The sequence below is a fragment of the Rouxiella sp. WC2420 genome (assembly GCF_041200025.1).
Lineage (GTDB): Bacteria > Pseudomonadota > Gammaproteobacteria > Enterobacterales > Enterobacteriaceae > Rouxiella.
In genome coordinates this window covers 5,122,881-5,143,728 of the sequence record NZ_CP165628.1, presented here as the reverse complement: position 1 = coordinate 5,143,728, position 20,848 = coordinate 5,122,881, and the positions used below count along the sequence as shown (strand labels likewise).

The following is a 20,848-nucleotide window of genomic DNA, read 5'->3' as shown; positions in this document are numbered from 1 at the left end:
GCGTCAAGGCGGGTGTTTAAAGGATTATTATTAACTTAAGGGTACTATTTTAATGTCTGAACAGAACAACACCGAGATGACTTTCCAGATCCAACGTATCTATACCAAAGACATCTCTTTTGAAGCTCCAAATGCTCCACAAGTTTTTCAGAAAGAGTGGGAGCCGGAGATTAAACTGGATCTGGATACCGCTTCCAGCCAATTGGCCGAAGGTGTATTTGAAGTTGTCCTGCGTGTGACCGTTACTGCTTCTGTAGCTGAAGAGACTGCATTCCTGTGTGAAGTTCAACAGGGTGGTATTTTCTCTATCGAAGGTATCGACGGCACTCAGATGGCTCATTGCCTGGGCGCATACTGCCCGAACATTCTGTTCCCTTATGCGCGTGAGTGCATCACCAGTCTGGTTTCGCGCGGCACGTTCCCGCAACTTAATCTGGCACCGGTAAACTTTGACGCTCTGTTCATGAACTATCTGCAACAGCAGTCAGAAACCGAAGGTGCGCAGCCACATCAGGATGCCTGATGAAAACTGTCAATGCTTCAATGACCGTTATCGGTGCCGGCTCGTACGGCACCGCTTTAGCGATTACCTTAGCCAGAAATGGCCACCCTGTCGTGCTTTGGGGGCATAACGCTGCCCATATTAAGGTACTTCAGTCCGCTCGCTGCAATGAAGCATTTCTGCCGGGCGTCACTTTCCCTGATACGCTGATTCTTGAGACCGACCTTTCCGACGCTGTAGCGGCTAGCCGCGATGTGTTGGTGGTGGTTCCAAGCCACGTATTCGGCGACGTTTTGCGTCAAATCAAACCTTTCTTACGCGCCGATGCCCGCATTGTCTGGGCGACCAAAGGCCTCGAAGCCGAGACGGGCCGTCTGCTGCAAGATGTCGCACGCGAAGAACTGGGCGATACCATTCCTCTGGCCGTGGTTTCCGGGCCGACCTTTGCCAAAGAATTAGCTGCAGGTATGCCAACGGCTATCGCGCTGGCCTCAACCGACGCGCAATTTGGTGAAGATTTGCAGCAATTGCTGCACTGCGGGAAAAGTTTCCGCGTATACAGTAATCCTGATTTTATCGGTGTTCAGCTCGGCGGAGCGGTGAAAAACGTAATCGCCATCGGCGCAGGCATGTCTGACGGTATCGGTTTTGGTGCTAATGCGCGCACCGCCCTGATCACCCGCGGATTAGCCGAAATGAGTCGCCTGGGTTCGGCATTGGGCGCCTCTCCGGCCACCTTTATGGGCATGGCTGGGCTGGGTGATTTGGTGCTAACCTGCACGGATAATCAATCACGCAATCGTCGCTTCGGTATTATGCTGGGAGAGGGCCTCGACGTGCAGAGTGCTCAGGACAAGATTGGTCAGGTGGTCGAAGGTTATCGCAACACCAAAGAGGTTCGAGCTCTGGCGCAGCGTTTTAACGTCGAGATGCCGATTACCGAACAGATTTATCAGGTGTTGTATAACGGTAAAGACGCGCGTGAAGCTGCAACCAGCCTGCTGGCTCGCGCCAGTAAAGATGAGTCGGGCAGCCGCTGAACCGGCACAGCAATGCGATTGATATGAAGCCGCCAGTGTTAAAGACTGGTCGGCTTGCTATTCTCTGTTACAGAGCTTTATTTAATTCGCTTTAAGGAAAGATGATGTCGTCAGAAGAGTTGGAACTGGTGTGGAACAACATTAAATCAGAAGCGAGAGCACTGGCTGAGTGTGAACCTATGCTGGCGAGCTTTTTCCATTCGACATTGCTCAAGCACGAAACCCTCGGGAGTGCGCTGAGCTATATTCTTGCCAACAAGTTGGGCAGCCCAATTATGCCTGCTATCGCCATTCGTGAAGTAGTCGAAGAGGCTTACCGTAACGACGAGCAGATGACCCTGTCGGCAGCGCGCGATATTCTTGCCGTGCATTCCCGCGATGCTGCGGTCGATAAATATTCAACGCCGCTGCTTTATCTTAAAGGTTTCCATGCGTTGCAGGCTTACCGCATCGGCAACTGGCTGTGGAAGCAGGATCGTCAGGCGCTGGCGGTATATTTCCAGAATCAAATCTCTGTGACCTTTGGCGTAGATATCCACCCTGCGGCACGAATCGGCTGTGGGATCATGCTCGATCATGCCACCGGCATTGTGATCGGCGAAACCGCAGTGGTTGAAAATGACGTCTCTATTCTGCAATCCGTTACTCTGGGCGGTACCGGTAAGACAGTAGGCGATCGTCATCCAAAAATCCGTGAAGGGGTGATGATTGGCGCAGGAGCGAAGATTCTGGGCAATATCGAAGTGGGTGCCGGGGCAAAAATTGGTGCTAATTCGGTTGTGTTGCAGTCAATACCGCCGCACGTCACGGCAGCAGGTGTTCCAGCACGGATTGTTGGTCGTCCAGAAAGCGAAAAACCTTCAATGGACATGAACCAGTACTTCAACGGCACTCAAGGATTCGAGTTCGGCGACGGTATCTAATATTTCGGCGGCATGTGTTCGCATGCCGTTTCAGTTCTGCACTAGCAACGTAAATACTTTTCTCTCAAGACTGGTTTCCCCGTCTTGTCTTAAGCCCTATATCCTACAACCCGCGGAATTACGCTTCCTTTGGCAGCTCTTTAATCACTGCACCAGGGTAGCCCAGTTGTCTCCAAGCTTCATATACCACTACAGAAACGGCGTTCGACAGGTTCATGCTGCGGCTGTCTGGCTGCATTGGGATGCGGATTTTATGCTCGGGCGGCAGATTATCGAGAATGGTGGCAGGCAGGCCGCGACTTTCCGGACCAAACAGCAAATAGTCATTGTCCTGATAAGACACGGCGCTGTGTGCCGGTGTGCCTTTGGTGGTCAGAGCAAACAGGCGTTGTGGCGCTTCACTCGCTAAAAAAGCGTCATAGTTTTCATGATGCTTGATGTTGGTAAATTCGTGATAATCCAGACCAGCGCGACGCAGGCGTTTGTCATCCCAGGCAAAACCCATTGGTTTAATCAGATGCAGCTGGCAGCCAGTGTTGGCGCATAGGCGAATAATATTGCCGGTGTTTGGTGGGATTTCTGGTTCAAATAAAACAATGTTAAGCATGCGGACCGCGCCCCTCTAAGTCTTGAGGGACGCAGGATAGCAGAATCTTCACCGTTGTTGCAGCGGCAACCAAATAATCAGACGTAGACCGCCCAAAGGGCTGTCCTCGGCTCTTACCCAACCCCGATGTTGCTGCACCGCCGTTTCAACGATTGCCAGCCCCAGGCCGGTACCGCCAGACTCGCGATCGCGGGCTTCATCGGTACGGTAGAACGGACGGAAAATCTGTTCGCGATCTTCTTCGCTCACGCCTGGACCATCGTCATCGACCATGATGGTGACGCCATCGCTGTCCGCCGTGAAATTCAGCGCAATGTGTTGATGTGAATAGCGCAAGGCGTTACGCACGATGTTTTCCAGCGCGCTGTCCAGGGCATTCGGATTACCAATCAGCCTCCAAGGACCCGGAGGGGCGGTGACTTCAAGAGTCTTGCCAACTTGTTCGGCTTCAAACTGTGCGTTATCAATGACATCAGCCCAAAGTTCATTGGCTTTCAATTGTTCGCGTGTCAGCTCGTTTTTGTGCTGACTGCGTGACAACACCAGCAGATCGTTGATCATGCCGTCCAGCCGCTGGGCTTCCATTTCGATACGCTGCAACTCTTTGCCTTCTCCGTGGCGGCGACGTAATAACGCCGTAGCCAGCTGTAAGCGAGTCAGAGGGGTACGTAATTCGTGAGAGATATCAGAAATCAGCCGCTGTTGCGCGGTCATCATACGTTCAAGCGCACTAACCATCTGGTTAAAGCTGACACCGGTAGCCAAAAATTCCTGCGGGCCGGATTCCAGCTCTGGATGCTGTTTAAGATTACCGCGCGCCACATCGTCGGCGGCATTTTTTAACTGACGCGCCGGTTTCGCCAGGCTCCAGGCCAGCCAGAGCAGCAGCGGAGCACTGATTAACATGGTGACAATCAGCAGCAGCAGCGGACGGTCAAACATCAGGTTGATAAAGTCGGACTGGGCGCTGCCTGCTGGACGGATAAGGTACAGCTGGTAGTTATCTTCGCCATCACGCACGGCAAAAGGCCCGACCATCTCTACGCGACCGTATTTCTTTTTCTTGGGGCGATCGGAGTTGTCAGACTGGCCGATAAAGTTACGCACAATCTGCATTTCATTGCGTTGCGCCCCAATCACCCGGCCTTCACTGGTGACCAGCAGCAAACGCTGGCCCGGCGGCGCCCATTTGTCGATAGCGCGAAACAGTCGGCGCCACCACATCAGGTCATTCGCCGGATCGCCTGCAAGCTCGGCTTCAACGTGTTGTTCAATCATCAGCCCTTGCCGCTGTTCACTGTCGAGCAACGGGGTCAACTGACGAGAGTCGAGCTTGGGTACCATCAACACCAACATGAGCACCAGCGCGAGGGTAAACCAGAAAATGGCAAAAATACGCGCTGTAAGGCTGTTGATCATGTAGCTGATACCATCAGATAGCCGCGGCCACGCAGCGTTTTAAACCATGGGTGTCCATCCTGGCGATCCGGCAGTTTGCGGCGCAGGTTGGAAATATGCATATCAATGGCGCGGTCGAATGGCGTCAGGCGTTTGCCCAATACTTCCTGGCTTAGATGCTCGCGTGAAACCACTTGGCCTAAGTGTTTTGCCAACAGATACAGCAGGGTAAATTCGGTGCCGGTCAAGTCGAGCGGCTGCCCGTCAAAGCTGGCTTCCTGGCGACCAGGGTTAAGCTGAAGACCATCAACCTCGAGAGTCGGTGAACTGTTGGTTTCGCCGGCCTGCTGTTGCTCGCTCCAGTTTGAGCGGCGCAGCATGGCCCTGATGCGCGCTACCAGCTCGCGATCGTTAAATGGCTTAGGCAAGTAGTCGTCTGCGCCAAGTTCGAGGCCCAGCACTTTGTCCAGCTCGCTTCCACGGGCTGTTAACATGATTACCGGCGTTTGATGACGCTGGCGCAGTTCTTTTAATGTCTCAATGCCGTTTTTCTTCGGCATCATGACATCGAGCAGTAAAAGCCCGATGCTGCTGTCGAGCTTCTCCAGCGCCTGCTCGCCGTCGTAGGCAACCACAACGCTAAATCCTTCGATTTCTAACAATTCTTTCAAAAGTGAAGTCAGTTCACGATCGTCATCAACTAACAAAATTTTATTCATTGTATTTACCTCTAGACGCAAAATACGTCATCAATTGCCGCTATTCCATGACTTTACGTAGTTTTACAAGCACTGACGCTAGTTTGCAGCTCCAGGGTTAGACTGCTTTTCAATGATTCGCTCAGTGCGAAAATATATAGGAGTTCGTGATGTGTAAGGTAGCTGCAATGATTATGGCCTCAATGCTCTCACTTAGTTCAAGTGTAGTGTTGGCAGAAAGCGCTAAATCTTTGCCTGCAGATACTTTAGCTCATGATGGCAATATGTTGGATAGGCGTAACACGATGTTCGACGGAATTAATTTAACCGAACAGCAACGCCAGCAAATGCGTGATCTTATGCATCAGGCTCGCAAAGATTCACCGCAAATAGATTTGAAGCAAATGGATACCATGCATGAGCTGGTAACCGCCAAGAATTTTGACCAGGCCGCTGTAAGATCGCTGGCAGAAAAAATAGCGCAGGAGCAGGTCAATCGCCAGGTAGAAATGGCCCGTATCCGTAACCTGATGTTTAATCTACTCACTCCTGAGCAAAAAGAGGTTTTAAACCAGAAGCACGAGCAACGTATGCAGCTTCTCGCCGCGCAGATTTCCGGCGTCCAACCTTCTTCTGATCAACAGCCTACAAGTATCCAGAAGCGCGCAAGCAGTACAGAGTAGTAGTACGAGTCAACATTAGTAAGCAGTAAGTTGTAAAAGCAAATCACATCTTTTCCTTGCCATAGACACCATCCCTGTCTTACCCCACCGAAAGGTGGGGCTTTTTTTTGCCCAAATGTCTAAAATAACGGCCCTAAGAAATGTAACGGATTTGTTGCATTATCAGTCAGATGTCATGGCGAACAATGCTATCCTTAGGGCAGACGGCTCATTTGATGACAAAACTCGGTCTTTCTCGAATAACTTAAATTTCCATCTAAGGTTTGTCACCTGACCCTTGTATAATCAGAGCCTGTAAGTAAATTGCATTGAACAAAGCTGAATTACGACGTGCAGGTGACCTGCATCAATTCAGTTTAAGCATTTTGTTATATGATTTGAGTATCCAAGCGAAGAACCAGGAATGCGACCAGAAAGGTCCGGTTTGGCAGGTATGCTCAAGAATTCTTAAGAAATTGCATCTAAAAGTTCAGAGGTAGTCATGATCAAAAAAATCGGTGTACTGACAAGTGGTGGCGACGCCCCCGGCATGAATGCGGCGATACGCGGCGTTGTTCGCGCAGCACTTACCGAGGGCCTTGAGGTCTTTGGTGTTTACGACGGCTACCTTGGACTCTATGAAGATCGCATGAAGCAGCTTGACCGCTACAGCGTTTCAGATGTGATTAATCGCGGCGGCACCTTCCTGGGTTCAGCGCGTTTCCCTGAATTTCGCGACGAAGCAGTGCGGGCCAAAGCCATCGAGAACATGAAAAACCGCGGTATCGATGCACTAGTGGTCATCGGCGGCGACGGTTCGTATATGGGCGCGAAACGCCTCACCGAAATGGGTTTTCCCTGCATCGGCCTGCCTGGCACCATCGATAATGACGTAGCAGGTACTGATTACACTATCGGCTATTTTACCGCGCTAGAGACTGTGGTCGAAGCCATTGACCGTCTACGCGACACTTCATCTTCTCATCAGCGTATTTCTATCGTTGAAGTCATGGGCCGCTACTGCGGTGATTTGACTCTGTCAGCGGCAATTGCTGGTGGCTGTGAATTTATCGTGATCCCTGAAGTTGAGTTCAACCGTGACGACTTGGTCGAAGAGATCCGAGCCGGTATCGCTAAAGGGAAGAAACACGCCATCGTTGCCATCACCGAACACATCTGTGATATCGCTGATCTGGCGCGTCATATTGAAACCGAAACCAAACGCGAAACTCGCGCGACCGTTTTGGGCCATATTCAACGCGGCGGAGCGCCTTGCGCCTTTGACCGTATTCTGGCTTCACGCATGGGCGCGTATTCTATCGAGCTGCTGTTGCAGGGCTATGGCGGTCGCTGCGTCGGTGTACAAAACGAAAAATTGGTGCATCACGATATCATCGACGCAATCGAAAATATGAAGCGCCCGTTCAAGACAGAAATGTGGGAAACCGCTAAAAAGCTGTATTAATTGTCACTAATAAAACTAAAGCCTTCATTTATGGAGGCTTTTTTTTGACCCAATTTCGTATATTTCCAAATGGAATAGAAATAAATTTTTAATTCTTTAATTGTTTTCTTTTTCTCTGGCAGGCTTTAACACTCTGATTAAAAAACCTATGCAACTATAAAATTCTCTGGGAGAAGCGCGATGCGTAAATTGGGAGTAGGGCTGGCATTACTGTTGGTCACAGCGGGTGCCATGGCTAAAGATATCCAGATTTTGAACGTTTCCTATGACCCAACGCGTGAACTCTATCAGGATTATAACCAGGTATTCAGCAAATACTGGTTGGCGAAAACTGGCGATAAAGTGACAATTCGTCAATCACATGGCGGTTCAGGTTCTCAGGCAACGTCTGTCATTAATGGCATCGATGCCGATGTAGTGACCCTTGCGCTGCAATCGGACGTTGATGCCATTGCCGATCGTGGTCGCATCAACAAGGACTGGGAAACCCGCTTACCGGACAACTCTGCACCTTACACTTCTACCATCGTGTTCCTGGTGCGCAAAGGCAACCCAAAAGGTATTCACGACTGGAATGATTTGATCAAACCGGGTGTGTCAGTGATTACACCAAACCCGAAAACCTCAGGTGGCGCTCGCTGGAACTATCTTGCAGCCTGGGGTTACGCGCTGCATCACAACAATAACGACAAAGCCAAGGCGACCGATTTCCTTCGCGCTCTGTTTAAAAACGTTGAAGTTCAGGATTCTGGCGCACGCGGTGCAACCAACACTTTCGTAGAGCGTGGCATTGGCGATGTGCTGATTTCATGGGAAAACGATGCGATTCTTGCCGATCAAAAACTGGGCAAGGGCAAGTTTGAAGTGGTCTATCCAAGTGAGTCAATCCTGGCTGAACCAAGCGTTTCTGTCGTAGATAAAGTGGCCGATAAGCGCGGAACCCGCGATGTTGCCACTGCCTATCTGAAATATCTGTATTCGCCAGAAGGTCAGACTGTCGCCGCTCGTAACTACTATCGTCCTCGTGACCCCGAAGTGGCGAAACAGTTTGCCAAGCAGTTCCCGGCAATAAAACTCTATACTGTTCAACAAATTGCAGGTGGCTGGACCGCTGCGCAGAAAGATCACTTTGCTAACGGTGGCATCTACGATCAGGTAAACAAACGTTAAGCAGGAACTGACTTTTTAGAAGCAAAAAAACCCCGCAATGCGGGGTTTTTACTATCAAGGTTTCGGCAATCAGGCTTTGGCTTTCGCTTCGGCTGCGGCTTTAACGATAACGGCGAAGGCGTCGGCTTTCAGGGAAGCGCCGCCAACCAGTGCACCGTCGATGTCTGGCTGGGTGAACAGTTCAGCAGCATTGCCAGCGTTTACAGAACCGCCGTACTGGATGATAACTTGTTCAGCAACCGCGGCATCTTGCTTGGCAATGTGATCACGAATGAATTTGTGAACTGCCTGAGCCTGCGCTGGAGTAGCAGATTTGCCGGTACCGATAGCCCAGACAGGTTCGTAGGCGATAACCGTGCCTTCGAACGCTTTCGCGCCCAGAGTAGACAGCACGGCGTCCAGTTGTTTGGCACATACGGCTTGAGTTTGTCCGGCTTCGTTTTCTGCATCGGTTTCACCGATACACAGCACTGGGATCAGACCCGCTTCTTTCAATACGCCGAATTTCTTGGCAATAAATTCGTCGCTTTCTTTATGGTAAGTACGACGCTCTGAATGGCCGATAATGATGTATTGAGCACCAATATCTTTCAGCATGTCGGCAGAAATTTCACCAGTGAACGCGCCTGACAGGTTAGTGTCAACGTTCTGTGCGCCCAGCGCGATACGGCTACCGGACAGCGCGTGTTTAGCCTGTGACAGGTAAACTTCAGGCGGTGCGATAGCTACGCCACAGCCTTCAACGGTGCTCAACTCGGTACGCAGAGCGGCAATCAGTTCGTTAACTAAATGTGTGCTTCCGTTCAGTTTCCAGTTACCCATCACTAATGGATGTCGCATTTTATTTCCTCCATAAGGGGACGCGAGTGTCGATTAAAATTTCTGCCGAAAAGGCAGATTAACTGCACAACAGTATAGAGATGATCAGGCCCAAAGGCTTTGCTTTTCGTCATAATCCCGTCGTATTTGCAGCCACAACTTTGTTGGCTTCCCTTACTCACCCGAATCACTGACCGGTGTCAGCTCATCGGGATTCGTGTGTTTGCCGCCTCGTTGTGACGTCAACTACTTTGGGATTGCATCTGGTTGATTTCGCTGTATTTGCAGCCACAACTTTGTTGGCTTCTCTTACTCACCCGAATCACTGACCAGTGTCAGCTCATCGGGATTCGTGCGTTTGCCGCCTCGTTGTGACGTCAACTACTTAGGGATTGCATCTGGTTGATCCCGTCGTATTTGCAGCCACAACTTTGTTGGCTTCTCTTACTCACCCGAATCACTGACCGGTGTCAGCTCATCGGGATTCGTGCGTTTGCCGCCTCGTTGTGACGTCAACTACTTAGGGATTGCATCTGGTTGATTTCGCGGTATTTGCAGCCACAACTTTGTTAGTTCGCCAGTGACAGTTTTACCGGCTCGACGGCGAGGGTCAGGCCTTTCTCGCCATTGTCGGAAATTACATAGCGCACTGCACCAACCTGCTGTTGATAGAACTGCATGCCCTTACCTTTATCGATCAGGCTATTGACCTTCGCGACGCTCTGATCGACCGAAAGCGTTGGGTCGAATTCACGGATAACGTTCGCCATGTAGCTAATCGCTGTGGCATGCGCGGCCTTTTCATCGGGACCCTGGATCGGCATGTAAGTGATCTGCATGCTTTTGATTTTTCCCGTGCCTTTCTCTAACGCCGTGGAGGCGTAGAGGTCTTCGTTAATTTTACTGGCGGCGCGGGTCAGCAAGACGGCATCGGGCTTGTCAGGTATTGCGCGGAACTCCCCGATTTGCTGCGTCGGGTTGGCGATGTTGTATTTTTCACGGAAATTTACCAACGTCTGTTCAAACGTGGGTGCTCCCGGCATTAGATAGGGCGCCCGAGGCACATCTTCTCTGGCCTGGTTATCGGGCGGCGGATCCGCAAAGGCCATCCCGCAGCCTAGGGTCAAAAATAGCAACGTCGAGACCAGGCGAAGGGGGATAGCGATTTTCATAGTGTTTAGCATGAGTTACCAGTAGTGCTCGCTGGTCATGTGACCAGGTTTTCTACGCAGATGTTTGCGCATCTCGCGGCTGTCTTTGAGCACCTGTTGGGTGTCGCGAACCATTTGTGGATTGCCACACAGCATGATGTGGCTGTCGTGAGCTTCCATTCTCAGGCCAACCGCGCTTTCCAGTGAACCATCTTCAATCAGCGCAGGCACGCGGCCAGTCAACGAGCCTGGCGTCTCCTCACGGCTTACCACCGTTTGAATGTGTAATTTGCCATTGTAACGCTGTTGCAACTGCTGCATCTGTGGCAGATAGCTTAAATCACGTGAAAAACGCGCCGCATGAACCAATACGATGTTTTTGAACCGTTCGAGCCCCTTGCCTTCCTGCAGGATAGACAGAAACGGGCCAATCGCCGTGCCGGTCGCCAGCATCCACAGGTTTTCACACTCGGGGATCTCGTCGATGACGAAAAAGCCCTGCGATTCTTTGGTGACCATGATTTCCGCGCCCGGCTGCATGTCATGCACCAGAGGGCTGAGTTTGCCTTCGGGGACCGTCACCAGATAAAACTCGAGATCGTTATTGCTCGGAGCGTTCACAAAAGAGTAAGCGCGCGTCACGCGTTCACCGTTTATTTCCAACGAGAGTTTGGCGTACTGCCCGGCGGCAAAGTCATTGATTGGCGCATTAATCACGATGCTGAACAAACTTTCTGTCCAGTGCTCCACCCTCGCTACTTTACCTGTTACCCATTCAGCCATCGACTCTCTCTCCAGTTCTATAGGATTGAAATTACCGGCTGATCTTATTCCATATTTTGCAGAAGGATTATCGATTAAATGTTATCAGGCCGAAGTTAGCTCCGGCCTGCAAGCGCAAATCAGATGATAAATTTGTGCAGCGCCGGGTCTTTACGATCGAGATAATGCGTTGAGCGGATGCGACGAATGGTGCGCGATTTTCCGCGGATTAACAGGGTTTCAGTGGTCGCCATATTGCCTTGACGGCTGATGCCCGCGAGCAGATCGCCCTGAGTAATTCCAGTCGCCGAGAAGATGACATTGTCATTACGCGCCATGTCCTCCAACTGCAGCAATTTTCCTGCTTCGATGCCCATTTGCTGGCAGCGAGCCAGCTCTTCTTCGCCTAAACGACGATTCTCGGGCGTGTCGCCTTTAACGTGGTGACGAGCAAGCAAACGGCCTTGCATATCGCCATCCAGAGCTCGGATCACTGCGGCGGAAATCACCCCTTCCGGCGCGCCGCCGATGCCGTACATCACGTCAACTTCGCTTTCCGGCATGCAGGTCAGAATAGTGGCGGCCACATCGCCATCGGGGAAGGCAAACACGCGCACGCCCAATTGGTGCAACTCGCGGATGACCGCATCATGGCGCGGTTTGGCCAGAATCGATACGGTAAGCTCATTCAGAGGTTTATTCAGCGCGGCGGCAATAAGTCGCAAATTATCTACCAGCGGCAGACCGAGATTGATATGGCCCTTGGCTGCTGGCCCTACCACCAGTTTTTCCATGTACATATCTGGCGCATTGAGGAATGAGCCTTGGTCGCCGACCGCTAATACCGCCAGCGCGTTTGACTGGCCCATGGCCGTCATTCTCGTGCCTTCGATGGGGTCAACTGCAATGTCAACCGCGTCGCCCTGACCTGTCCCGACTTTCTCGCCGATATACAGCATCGGGGCTTCATCGATTTCGCCTTCGCCAATGACGATTTCACCGGCGATATCGACCTTGTTAAGCATTATGCGCATTGCCTGCACTGCGGCGTTATCGGCCAGATTCTTGTCACCACGACCCAGCCATTTATAACCAGCCAGTGCCGCAGCTTCAGTCACGCGGGAAAATTCGATAGCTAATTCACGTTTCATGATAAATCCGTTTTGAGAAAAATCAGGGCGGTGAGCAAAGGCTCATCTCAGGCCTCAAAGTCTACCATAGCAGGCAGGCATAAAAAAAAACTCCCCGAGAAGGGGAGTTTGATGGGGCTTGAAAAGTTTGGAAATTAACGCCGATTTATTCGTGATCTTCCCATGAGCGAGCGCGCGCAACGGCTTTCTGCCAGCCTTTGTAGCGGAAGTTACGCTCGGTGGTTTCAATACCCGGACGGAACTCTTTTTCGATGATCGCTTTGCTGCGAACTTCTTCGAGATCGCTCCAGAATCCCACCGCCAGACCAGCCAGATAAGCTGCACCGAGCGCCGTTACTTCACGTACTTCAGGGCGTTCAACGCGGGTGCCGAGGATATCTGACTGGAACTGCATCAGGAAGTTGTTGGCAACCGCGCCGCCGTCAACGCGCAGTGATTGCAAACGCGTGCCGGAATCGGCCTGCATTGCGTCGATCAGGTCGCGAGTCTGGAAGGCGATCGACTCGAGAGTTGCGCGAATGATGTGGTTGCTGTTGGCACCACGGCTGAGGCCGAAGATTGCGCCACGGGCATACGGGTCCCAGTAAGGCGCGCCCAGACCGGTAAAGGCAGGCACCACGTAAACTCCATTGGTGTCTTTCACTTTACTGGCAAAGTATTCAGAGTCGGCAGCATCGTTGATGAGCTTGAGTTCGTCACGCAGCCATTGAATCGACGCACCGCCAACGAACACCGCACCTTCCAGCGCATAGTTCACTTCACCGCGCGGGCCACAGGCAATCGTAGTCAGCAGACCATTCTTGGACACGACCGCTTCGGTGCCAGTGTTCATCAGCAGGAAGCAGCCGGTTCCGTAGGTATTTTTAGCCATGCCAGGCTGAACGCACAGTTGGCCGTACAGCGCCGCCTGCTGATCACCGGCAATACCGGCGATTGGAATACGCGTCCCGCCTTTACCACCAATGTTGGTCTGGCCGTAAATTTCCGAGGATGGGCGTACTTCCGGCAGCATTTCACGTGGAATATCCAGCGCTTCCAGCAGGCGATCGTCCCACTCGAGGCTGTGAATGTTGAACATCATGGTGCGCGAGGCGTTGGTGTAGTCGGTGATGTGCACGCGCCCCTGCGTCATTTTCCAAATCAGCCAGGTATCGACAGTACCGAACAACAGCTCACCGCGTTTGGCGCGCTCGCGAGAGCCTTCAACGTGGTCGAGGATCCATTTAACTTTGGTGCCTGAGAAATACGGGTCAACCACCAGGCCAGTATTGTGTCGGATGTATTCTTCCATCCCGGCTTCTTTCAACTGTTCACAGATTTCGGCAGTACGACGACATTGCCAGACGATGGCATTGTAAATCGGCTTGCCGGTCTCTTTTTCCCAGACGATAGCGGTTTCACGCTGATTGGTGATACCAATACCGGCGATTTGGTCTGAGTTAATATCTGCTTTAGCCAACACCTCAACCAGGACAGAGCTCTGTGACGACCAGATTTCCATCGGATCGTGCTCGACCCAACCTGCTTTAGGGTAGATCTGGGTGAACTCACGTTGCGCTACGCTAACGATATTAGCATCGTGATCGAGCACTACGGCGCGAGAGCTGGTTGTACCCTGGTCGAGGGCGACGATATATTTTTTTTCGTGTGATTTATCTGCTGTCATGATTTATGTCCTGCAAAGTGGGCTGTGAACAGTTTAACCTATCAGGCTTTACGCTGAGTCTGCTGCGCGGCAGTCTCTTCTGGTGCAATGGAAACAGTCTGAGGGAGATGATTACTAATCAATGCCTTGTAACCAACCGCACCCAGACATGCACCGATCAGCGGGCCGAAGATAGGTACCAGGAAGTAAGGGATATCACGCGCTCCGGTGAAGGCGACTTTTCCCCAACCTGCGAAATAGGCAAACAGCTTAGGACCGAAGTCACGGGCCGGGTTAAGGGCGAATCCGGTTAATGGGCCCATAGACGCACCGATTACTGCGATCAGTAAACCAATCAGCAGCGGAGCCAGAGCACCGCGCGGTACACCGTTGCCGTCATCGGTTAATGCCAGGATCAGGGCCATCAAAATGGCGGTAATAACGGTTTCAACCAGGAATGCCTGCAACACGCTGATGTGCGGGTTAGGGTAAGTCGAGAAGATACCGGCCAAGTCCAGGCTGGCAACGCTGCCGCGCACCATGTTGTGACTCTGCTCGAAGTCCAGGAACAGGTTGTAATACAGGCCGTAAACCAGCGCTGCGGCACAGAAAGCACCGGCGACCTGCGCGATGATATAAGGCACAACCTTGCGACCTTCGAAATTGGCGAACAGGCACAGGGCGATGGTGATAGCTGGATTAAGGTGCGCACCGGAAATTGCTGCCGTCAGGTAAACGGCCATTGAGACCCCGAGGCCCCAGATGATGCTGATTTCCCACTGGCCAAAGCTTGCACCAGCCAGTTTCAATGCTGCTACACAACCAGCGCCGAAAAAGATAATCAGGCCGGTTCCCAGAAACTCTGCAATGCACTGACCTTTGATTGTAGAACTCATATTTTGGCTCATAATCGAATCCTATAAAGGATAGTTGTTTAGGGTAGGGTTGAGGTCACTTAATTTTTCTTGTTTAGTGTTATTGATTTTAACATCTCTGATGAAATGAGAATGTGATGTAAATTTATCGTTAACGAGCATAAACGAGAAATACCGAAATCAAAATGTGTGTGCCATGTCATAAAAATGAGCGAATACGAGTGTTTTTTAGAAACCGTTAATCGAATAAAGGGGTTTTCAAGATAAGAACTATCGTATTTAGTGGGACATTGGCGCTTTCTTTCAGTATTTCCTGATAGTACGGCCGTTATAATTGCAACAGACTGCGAGTAGGGCCTGCATGTCGCTAGACAGGGACCGTATGCCTACATACAATCGGGGTTAATTAAGTCGCGGCGTTAATTTCAGCCAGTAGTTAATTGAATTATCGAGCTGCGTCGGGAAGATGTGGCGAGTCTTAAAAGATGTACGCTTTGCGAACATTAAGGGGAATAAACATGTCATTTGAAGTATTTGAAAAGCTAGAAACTAAAGTTCAGCAAGCGATTGATACTATTACTTTGCTGCAGATGGAAATCGAAGAACTGAAAGAGCAGAACAACAATCTGTCTCAGCAGGTTCAGCAGGCTAACGGTAATCACGAATCTCTGATCCGTGAAAATACTCACCTGAAAGAAGAGCAGCACGTGTGGCAAGAGCGTTTGCGTTCATTGCTCGGTAAGATGGAAGAAGTTTGATTTTACCTTCGTTCTTGAAGCTGCAGCGGCGTTAGCCACGCTCGCTCACCCGAATCACTGACCTGTGTCAGCTCATCGGGATTCGGCTCGCTTGCTGCCTTGCTGCAACTCCAATTACTCGGTTAAATCTTTGATTTTGATTTAGTTCTTGAAGCTGCAGCGGCATTAGCCACGCTCGCTCACCCGAATCACTGACCTGTGTCAGCTCATCGGGATTCGGCTCGCTTGCTGCCTTGCTGCAACTCCAATTACTCGGTTAAATCTTTGATTTTGATTTAGTTCTTGAAGCTGCAGCGGCGTTAGCCACGCTCGCTCACCCGAATCACTGACCTGTGTCAGCTCATCGGGATTCGGCTTGCTTGCTGCCTTGCTGCAACTCCAATTACTCGGTTAAATCTGCGCTATTCCAAAATAAAAAAAGACGCCTTTGAGTGCGTCTTTTTTGTTGTCTTTTTTACATAAAAGACAAAGGGTTATTCGTTTATTAAGAAAAGAACTATTCGATATCGAGCGGGTCTTCGGACAGGATGATACCGGTATTATCTGCATAAAGATGGTCGCCGGAGAAGAAAGTCACGCCGCCGAAATTAACGCGAATATCGCTTTCACCGATGCCTTCACTTGCCGCGCCAGCCGGGATAGCTGCCATTGCCTGAATGCCGATGTCTAACTCTTCAAGGTCGTCAACCTGACGGACTGCGCCGTAAATCACGATGCCTTCCCACTCATTTTGCAGGGCAAGATTCGCCAGTCCTGCATCAAGCAACGCACGTCGTACCGAGCCACCACCGTCGACAAGAAGAACGCGGCCACGGCCATTTTCTTCCAGCAAATCATAGAGCAAGCCATTATCTTCAAAGCATTTCACTGTGGTGATTTGCCCACCAAATGAAGTACGTCCACCAAAGTTGGAGAACAGCGGTTCAACGACATTCACTTCTTCATGATAAATGTCGCACAGTTCTGAAGTATCGTATTTCATAGGATTTTTTTCTGGTTGCTCGCGTGAGTGGTAAGTATATCCCTTTCTGATAGTTGTTGGCAAAATCATCACCTGTCAGTTTGATTTGACGGCTTTATAAACAGCTGTTCACTTCTGCTGGCAACAAAAAGGGAGGCCTGAGCCTCCCTATAAGCATCTGAAAAAATGAGTGAATTACAAAATGAAGCGGCTCAAATCTTCGTCGGCAACCAGTGCATCGAGGTGGCTACCTACATATTCAGCATCAATGGTGATGGAAACGCCGCTGCTCTCGCTTGCGTCGTAGGAAATATCTTCCATCAAGCGCTCCAGCACGGTATGCAGACGACGCGCGCCGATGTTCTCGGTGGTTTCGTTAACCTGCCATGCAGCTTCCGCAATGCGACGGATACCATCGGTAGTGAAAGTGATGGTCACGCCTTCGGTTTGCATCAACGCCTGATACTGGTAAGTCAGAGACGCACTCGGCTCAGTCAGGATGCGCTCGAAATCTTCGGTAGACAGTGCCTGTAGTTCAACGCGGATCGGTAAACGACCCTGCAACTCAGGGATCAGGTCTGACGGATTGGCAGTCTGGAATGCGCCCGAAGCGATGAACAGGATGTGGTCAGTTTTAACCATGCCGTGCTTGGTCGAAACGGTACAGCCTTCAACCAGCGGCAGGAGATCACGCTGTACGCCCTCGCGGGAAACGTCAGGACCGGAGCTTTGACCGCCGCGCTTACAGATTTTGTCGATTTCGTCGATGAACACGATGCCGTGCTGTTCAACGGCTTCGATTGCCTGCTCTTTCAGTTCTTCTGGATTAACCAGTTTCGCCGCTTCTTCTTCAACCAGCAGTTTGTAAGCTTCTTTGATTTTCAGCTTGCGCGCTTTCTGTTTCTGACCGGCCATGTTCTGGAACATTGACTGCAACTGGTTGGTCATTTCTTCCATACCTGGAGGAGCCATGATTTCAACGCCAGCTGGAGCATCGGCTACATTAATTTCAATTTCTTTATCATCAAGCAGGCCTTCACGCAGTTTTTTGCGGAAAGACTGACGCGCCGCAGATGGCTCGTGTGCCTCATCCGGCTGGCCCCAGTTGTTTTTGGCTGGTGGGATCAGCACGTCGAGAATGCGCTCTTCTGCCAACTCTTCTGCGCGGTAGCGGTTCCGTTCAATGGACTGCTGGCGCACCATTTTGATGGCCGAATCGGTCAGATCACGAATGATGGAATCGACCTCTTTACCAACGTAACCGACTTCGGTGAACTTGGTCGCTTCAACTTTGATGAACGGCGCGTTGGCCAGTTTTGCCAGACGGCGAGCTATTTCGGTTTTACCGACACCGGTCGGGCCGATCATCAGAATATTTTTAGGTGTGACTTCGTGGCGCAGCGCTTCATCGAGCTGCATACGACGCCAGCGGTTACGCAGCGCAATGGCAACCGCGCGTTTCGCTTTGTCCTGGCCGATGATGTAGCTGTCTAATTCGCTGACAATCTCGCGTGGGGTCATTTCAGACATAATATTCGATCCTTACGCTTGGGATTGCTTAGGCAATTCCAGGAAATTGAGGTTATGGTTGGTATAAATACAGATATCACCGGCGATATTCAGCGATTTCTCGGCAATTTCACGAGCGCTCAAATCGGTGTTTTCCAGCAGCGCGGTCGCGGCTGCCTGGGCGTAAGCGCCACCTGAACCAATAGCAATCAACCCGTTGTCTTGACGGATCACGTCACCGTTGCCGCTAATCAGCAGCGAGTCGGTCTCGTCGGCTACAACCAGCAGCGCTTCAAGACGACGCAGCATGCGGTCGGTTCGCCAGTCTTTTGCCAGTTCTACCGCGGCTTTGGTTAAATGACCCTGATGCATTTCCAGCTTGCGCTCAAATAGCTCAAACAGTGTGAAGGCATCGGCTGTACCGCCGGCAAAGCCCGCGATCACCTTATCTTTGAAGAAGGTACGTACTTTAACGACGTTACCTTTCATTACGGTGTTACCCATTGTGGCCTGGCCATCGCCACCCACTACCACATGGCCATTACGGCGCACACATACAATTGTTGTCACGAGCTTTTCCTCGTTGCAGACGGAAGAGATCCCGGCGAAGTTATGCAAACCTTAATGGGTTACATAACTTCGCGGGCCATATTGTATGTATAGATTGGGGAGGATTATGGGTTTTCAACCCCCGACGGGGACAGGAATACAGCTTGAAATGCCAGAACCTTTCAAACGAGACAGCGTACCGTCTGCGCCTGCGCGATTGTTATAAGGACCGATCACCACGCGATTCCAGCCACCGTTTGAGGTGACGCGGCTCTCAAAGCCTTCAAATGCCAGCTTGGCGCGCACGGACTCGGCCTGCTCTGTACCGCGGAAAGAACCACACTGCACGATAAAGCGCTGGGATTTTTCCTGCTCTTTAGGTTTCTCTTTTTCCGGAGCATTCTGAGCGAGAGTTTGCTGCTGCGGTTTTTCTCGTTCCGGTTTTGCCTGGGTGATCATTGGCTGCTGTGGTTTTTCATGCTCAGGTTTAGGCTGAGTGAATACTGGCTGCTGCTGGACCGGCCGCGGCCTTGGCTGAGCCGGCGCATTCTGTTGCGCCTGTGGAGCCCTTACTGGCTGCTGCATAAACGTTGGCTGGCTGGCCTGCTGTCTTGAGGTCGGCGCAGTGTGCGTTGCCTGTGAAGGATCGTTATACGGCACCTCACTAAGCTGCGTCGGCGTCTGGCGCATATCGGCCTGCATCTGCTCAAGCAGTTGTTTTTGCTCTGGCGTTAGCTGGGTTTTAGACGAGATGTCGCCGCCCGAGGTAGGCTCGGTTGGGGTTTGCACGCCCATCTGACGATTCTCGAGTTCTTTGATATAGCGCCAACGCTCTTCCGGTTTGGGCGGCAAGCCTGAACCTGGACGCACTGCATGGGTCGGCAAAATCTCAGCCTCTTCCATCTTTTTATGGCTGATAAAGTAAAGGCCACCCACGAAGACCACCAGAACGGCGACGGCGATTGCCACCACGGTTTTGGAAACCATCGGGGAACTGCTTTTCTTGTTACGGCTGGTACTTTTCTTCCGCCGTGCTCCTGAGCGTCCACGGCTCACATAGTCTTTTTGTGCCACTATCGTTTCGCTGTGTCGTTATGTTTAGAGAAGTACGTCATTTTACAGAATCCTGAAAACTTGACTGTTAACTAGCGCTTGGGCGCAGCAGTGCTGCCGCGAATAACCAGTTCACTTTCGAGCAAACGTGAACCGCTTTGGACTGCATGACCGTTTAATTGTTCCAACAATAATAACATGGCTTCCCGGCCAATCTGGAATCTTGGTTGAGCAACCGTGGTAAGTGGTGGATCGTAGAACTGGCTGATTTTTATGTCATCGAACCCAACAATAGACAAATCTTGCGGAATAAGCAGCCCTAATTTTTTCGCTTCACACATTGCGCCGATAGCCATGATGTCATTATGACAAAAAATCGCCGTCGGTGGCTTTGGCTGACTCATTAACGTCGCCAGTGCCTGAGCACCGGATTCGTAGGTGAAATCACCGTGGGCGATGTACTGACTCTCTACCGTTTGCCCGTTGCGGCGCACTGCCTGAATATAGCCTTGCAGGCGATATTGGCAAAGCGGCATATTTTCTGGACCGGCGATGCAGGCAATGCGCTGATGCCCAAGGTCAATCAAATAATGTACTGCTTCGTAGGCTGCCGTCAGGTTATCGATGTGTACCGTCGGGAGTTCAAGCTCTGGCGCAAACTCATTCGCCATCACCATTGGTGGCAGGTTGCGTTGTTCTTCTTTGCTGGCATCGAAGGGTAAATCCGAACCCAACAGCAACATACCGTCAATTTGTTTAGTAATTATGAGGTTAATAAAGGTTTTTTCTTGCTGATTTTGCTGGGCGCAGTCACCAATCAACACCAGATAACCATTTTCAGCAGCGGTTCGTTCGATCCCCTGGATCACATCGGCAAAAAACGGATCGCAGATATCAGGGATGATCACCAGAATAGTCCGCGATTCGTTGCGTTTAAGATTACGGGATAGAGAATGAGGCGAGTAGCCGACGGCAATGACTGCCTGTTCAACCCGCTGGCGTGTCGTGGCGGAAACCTTCTCAGGATTCATCAATGCTCTTGAAACCGTGGCGGTGGACACTCCGGCCATTTCCGCCACGTCTTTCATCGTGGCGGTAGGGATAACTCTATTCTGATCCAACGCATCTCTCCTTGCATCTGCATCAATCT

General features: G+C 51.2%; 21 protein-coding genes. 7 read left to right on the top strand and 14 right to left on the bottom strand.

The window, feature by feature from the left end; all coding sequences use genetic code 11:
* Nucleotides 1-52: 52 nt before the first annotated feature.
* From secB to cysE, 3 genes are all read left to right on the top strand, one after another.
* Nucleotides 53-523, top strand: a complete 471-nt coding sequence (secB, locus tag AB3G37_RS23675) for a protein-export chaperone SecB (protein WP_009637712.1) — start codon at nt 53-55, stop codon at nt 521-523.
* A complete protein-coding gene (gpsA, locus tag AB3G37_RS23670) occupies nt 523-1,542 on the top strand; it encodes an NAD(P)H-dependent glycerol-3-phosphate dehydrogenase (protein ID WP_369789252.1) in 1,020 nt (339 codons plus the stop codon). Before secB ends, gpsA begins: the two co-directional genes overlap by 1 nt.
* A gap of 104 nt (nt 1,543-1,646) precedes the next feature.
* Nucleotides 1,647-2,465: a serine O-acetyltransferase gene (gene cysE, locus AB3G37_RS23665; RefSeq protein WP_009637714.1), complete on the top strand. Its 819-nt coding sequence runs from the start codon at nt 1,647-1,649 to the stop codon at nt 2,463-2,465.
* A 118-nt stretch (nt 2,466-2,583) separates the two neighbouring features.
* Here the strand turns inward: cysE and trmL are convergent, their stop codons facing one another.
* From trmL to cpxR, 3 genes are read right to left on the bottom strand one after another with little or no spacing between them, the layout of a single operon-like run.
* Complete coding sequence (trmL, locus tag AB3G37_RS23660) at nt 2,584-3,072, bottom strand: tRNA (uridine(34)/cytosine(34)/5-carboxymethylaminomethyluridine(34)-2'-O)-methyltransferase TrmL (RefSeq protein ID WP_009637715.1); 489 nt, start codon at nt 3,070-3,072, stop codon at nt 2,584-2,586.
* A gap of 48 nt (nt 3,073-3,120) precedes the next feature.
* Entirely contained in the window at nt 3,121-4,491 is a 1,371-nt protein-coding gene (cpxA, locus tag AB3G37_RS23655; protein ID WP_009637716.1) for an envelope stress sensor histidine kinase CpxA, read from the bottom strand.
* A complete protein-coding gene (cpxR, locus tag AB3G37_RS23650) occupies nt 4,488-5,189 on the bottom strand; it encodes an envelope stress response regulator transcription factor CpxR (protein WP_009637717.1) in 702 nt (233 codons plus the stop codon). The genes cpxA and cpxR overlap by 4 nt, the downstream gene beginning before the upstream one ends.
* Before the next feature lie 149 nt (nt 5,190-5,338).
* Here cpxR and cpxP point away from each other — a divergent pair, with 149 nt between their 5' ends.
* The 3 genes from cpxP (at nt 5,339) to AB3G37_RS23635 (ending at nt 8,465) form a co-directional block, all read left to right on the top strand.
* A complete protein-coding gene (cpxP, locus tag AB3G37_RS23645) occupies nt 5,339-5,851 on the top strand; it encodes a cell-envelope stress modulator CpxP (protein ID WP_369789251.1) in 513 nt (170 codons plus the stop codon).
* Between the two features lie 481 nt (nt 5,852-6,332).
* Nucleotides 6,333-7,295: a 6-phosphofructokinase gene (gene pfkA / locus AB3G37_RS23640; RefSeq protein ID WP_009637719.1), complete on the top strand. Its 963-nt coding sequence runs from the start codon at nt 6,333-6,335 to the stop codon at nt 7,293-7,295.
* A 180-nt stretch (nt 7,296-7,475) separates the two neighbouring features.
* On the top strand, nt 7,476-8,465 hold the full coding sequence (locus AB3G37_RS23635) for a sulfate ABC transporter substrate-binding protein (protein WP_009637720.1): 990 nt from the start codon (nt 7,476-7,478) through the stop codon (nt 8,463-8,465).
* A 69-nt stretch (nt 8,466-8,534) separates the two neighbouring features.
* Here the strand turns inward: AB3G37_RS23635 and tpiA are convergent, their stop codons facing one another.
* The 6 genes from tpiA to AB3G37_RS23605 form a co-directional block, all read right to left on the bottom strand.
* Nucleotides 8,535-9,305: a triose-phosphate isomerase gene (tpiA, locus tag AB3G37_RS23630; protein WP_369789250.1), complete on the bottom strand. Its 771-nt coding sequence runs from the start codon at nt 9,303-9,305 to the stop codon at nt 8,535-8,537.
* 548 nt (nt 9,306-9,853) lie between these two features.
* Nucleotides 9,854-10,456 (bottom strand): DUF1454 family protein, encoded by a 603-nt coding sequence (locus AB3G37_RS23625; RefSeq protein ID WP_369791021.1) that lies wholly within the window; start codon nt 10,454-10,456, stop codon nt 9,854-9,856.
* A 15-nt stretch (nt 10,457-10,471) separates the two neighbouring features.
* A complete protein-coding gene (gene fpr / locus AB3G37_RS23620; protein WP_009637723.1) occupies nt 10,472-11,218 on the bottom strand; it encodes a ferredoxin--NADP(+) reductase in 747 nt (248 codons plus the stop codon).
* A 119-nt stretch (nt 11,219-11,337) separates the two neighbouring features.
* Nucleotides 11,338-12,348: a class II fructose-bisphosphatase gene (gene glpX / locus AB3G37_RS23615; protein ID WP_369789249.1), complete on the bottom strand. Its 1,011-nt coding sequence runs from the start codon at nt 12,346-12,348 to the stop codon at nt 11,338-11,340.
* Nucleotides 12,349-12,493: 145 nt separating this feature from the next.
* Nucleotides 12,494-14,014 (bottom strand): glycerol kinase GlpK, encoded by a 1,521-nt coding sequence (gene glpK, locus AB3G37_RS23610; protein ID WP_369789248.1) that lies wholly within the window; start codon nt 14,012-14,014, stop codon nt 12,494-12,496.
* Between the two features lie 41 nt (nt 14,015-14,055).
* A complete protein-coding gene (locus tag AB3G37_RS23605; protein WP_009637726.1) occupies nt 14,056-14,901 on the bottom strand; it encodes an MIP/aquaporin family protein in 846 nt (281 codons plus the stop codon).
* 485 nt (nt 14,902-15,386) lie between these two features.
* Here AB3G37_RS23605 and zapB point away from each other — a divergent pair, with 485 nt between their 5' ends.
* Nucleotides 15,387-15,626 carry a cell division protein ZapB gene (gene zapB, locus AB3G37_RS23600; protein ID WP_009637727.1) on the top strand — a complete coding sequence of 80 codons (240 nt, stop codon included), beginning with the start codon at nt 15,387-15,389 and terminating at the stop codon, nt 15,624-15,626.
* 496 nt (nt 15,627-16,122) lie between these two features.
* Here zapB and rraA read toward each other — a convergent pair whose 3' ends face one another.
* From rraA to cytR, 5 genes are all read right to left on the bottom strand, one after another.
* A complete protein-coding gene (gene rraA, locus AB3G37_RS23595) occupies nt 16,123-16,608 on the bottom strand; it encodes a ribonuclease E activity regulator RraA (protein ID WP_009637728.1) in 486 nt (161 codons plus the stop codon).
* 174 nt (nt 16,609-16,782) lie between these two features.
* Nucleotides 16,783-18,117 (bottom strand): HslU--HslV peptidase ATPase subunit, encoded by a 1,335-nt coding sequence (hslU, locus tag AB3G37_RS23590; protein ID WP_369789247.1) that lies wholly within the window; start codon nt 18,115-18,117, stop codon nt 16,783-16,785.
* 12 nt (nt 18,118-18,129) lie between these two features.
* On the bottom strand, nt 18,130-18,666 hold the full coding sequence (hslV, locus tag AB3G37_RS23585) for an ATP-dependent protease subunit HslV (RefSeq protein ID WP_009637730.1): 537 nt from the start codon (nt 18,664-18,666) through the stop codon (nt 18,130-18,132).
* Between the two features lie 114 nt (nt 18,667-18,780).
* Nucleotides 18,781-19,719: a cell division protein FtsN gene (gene ftsN / locus AB3G37_RS23580; RefSeq protein ID WP_071988439.1), complete on the bottom strand. Its 939-nt coding sequence runs from the start codon at nt 19,717-19,719 to the stop codon at nt 18,781-18,783.
* 71 nt (nt 19,720-19,790) lie between these two features.
* Entirely contained in the window at nt 19,791-20,786 is a 996-nt protein-coding gene (gene cytR / locus AB3G37_RS23575) for a DNA-binding transcriptional regulator CytR (RefSeq protein WP_037378806.1), read from the bottom strand.
* Between the last annotated feature and the right edge of the window lie 62 nt (nt 20,787-20,848).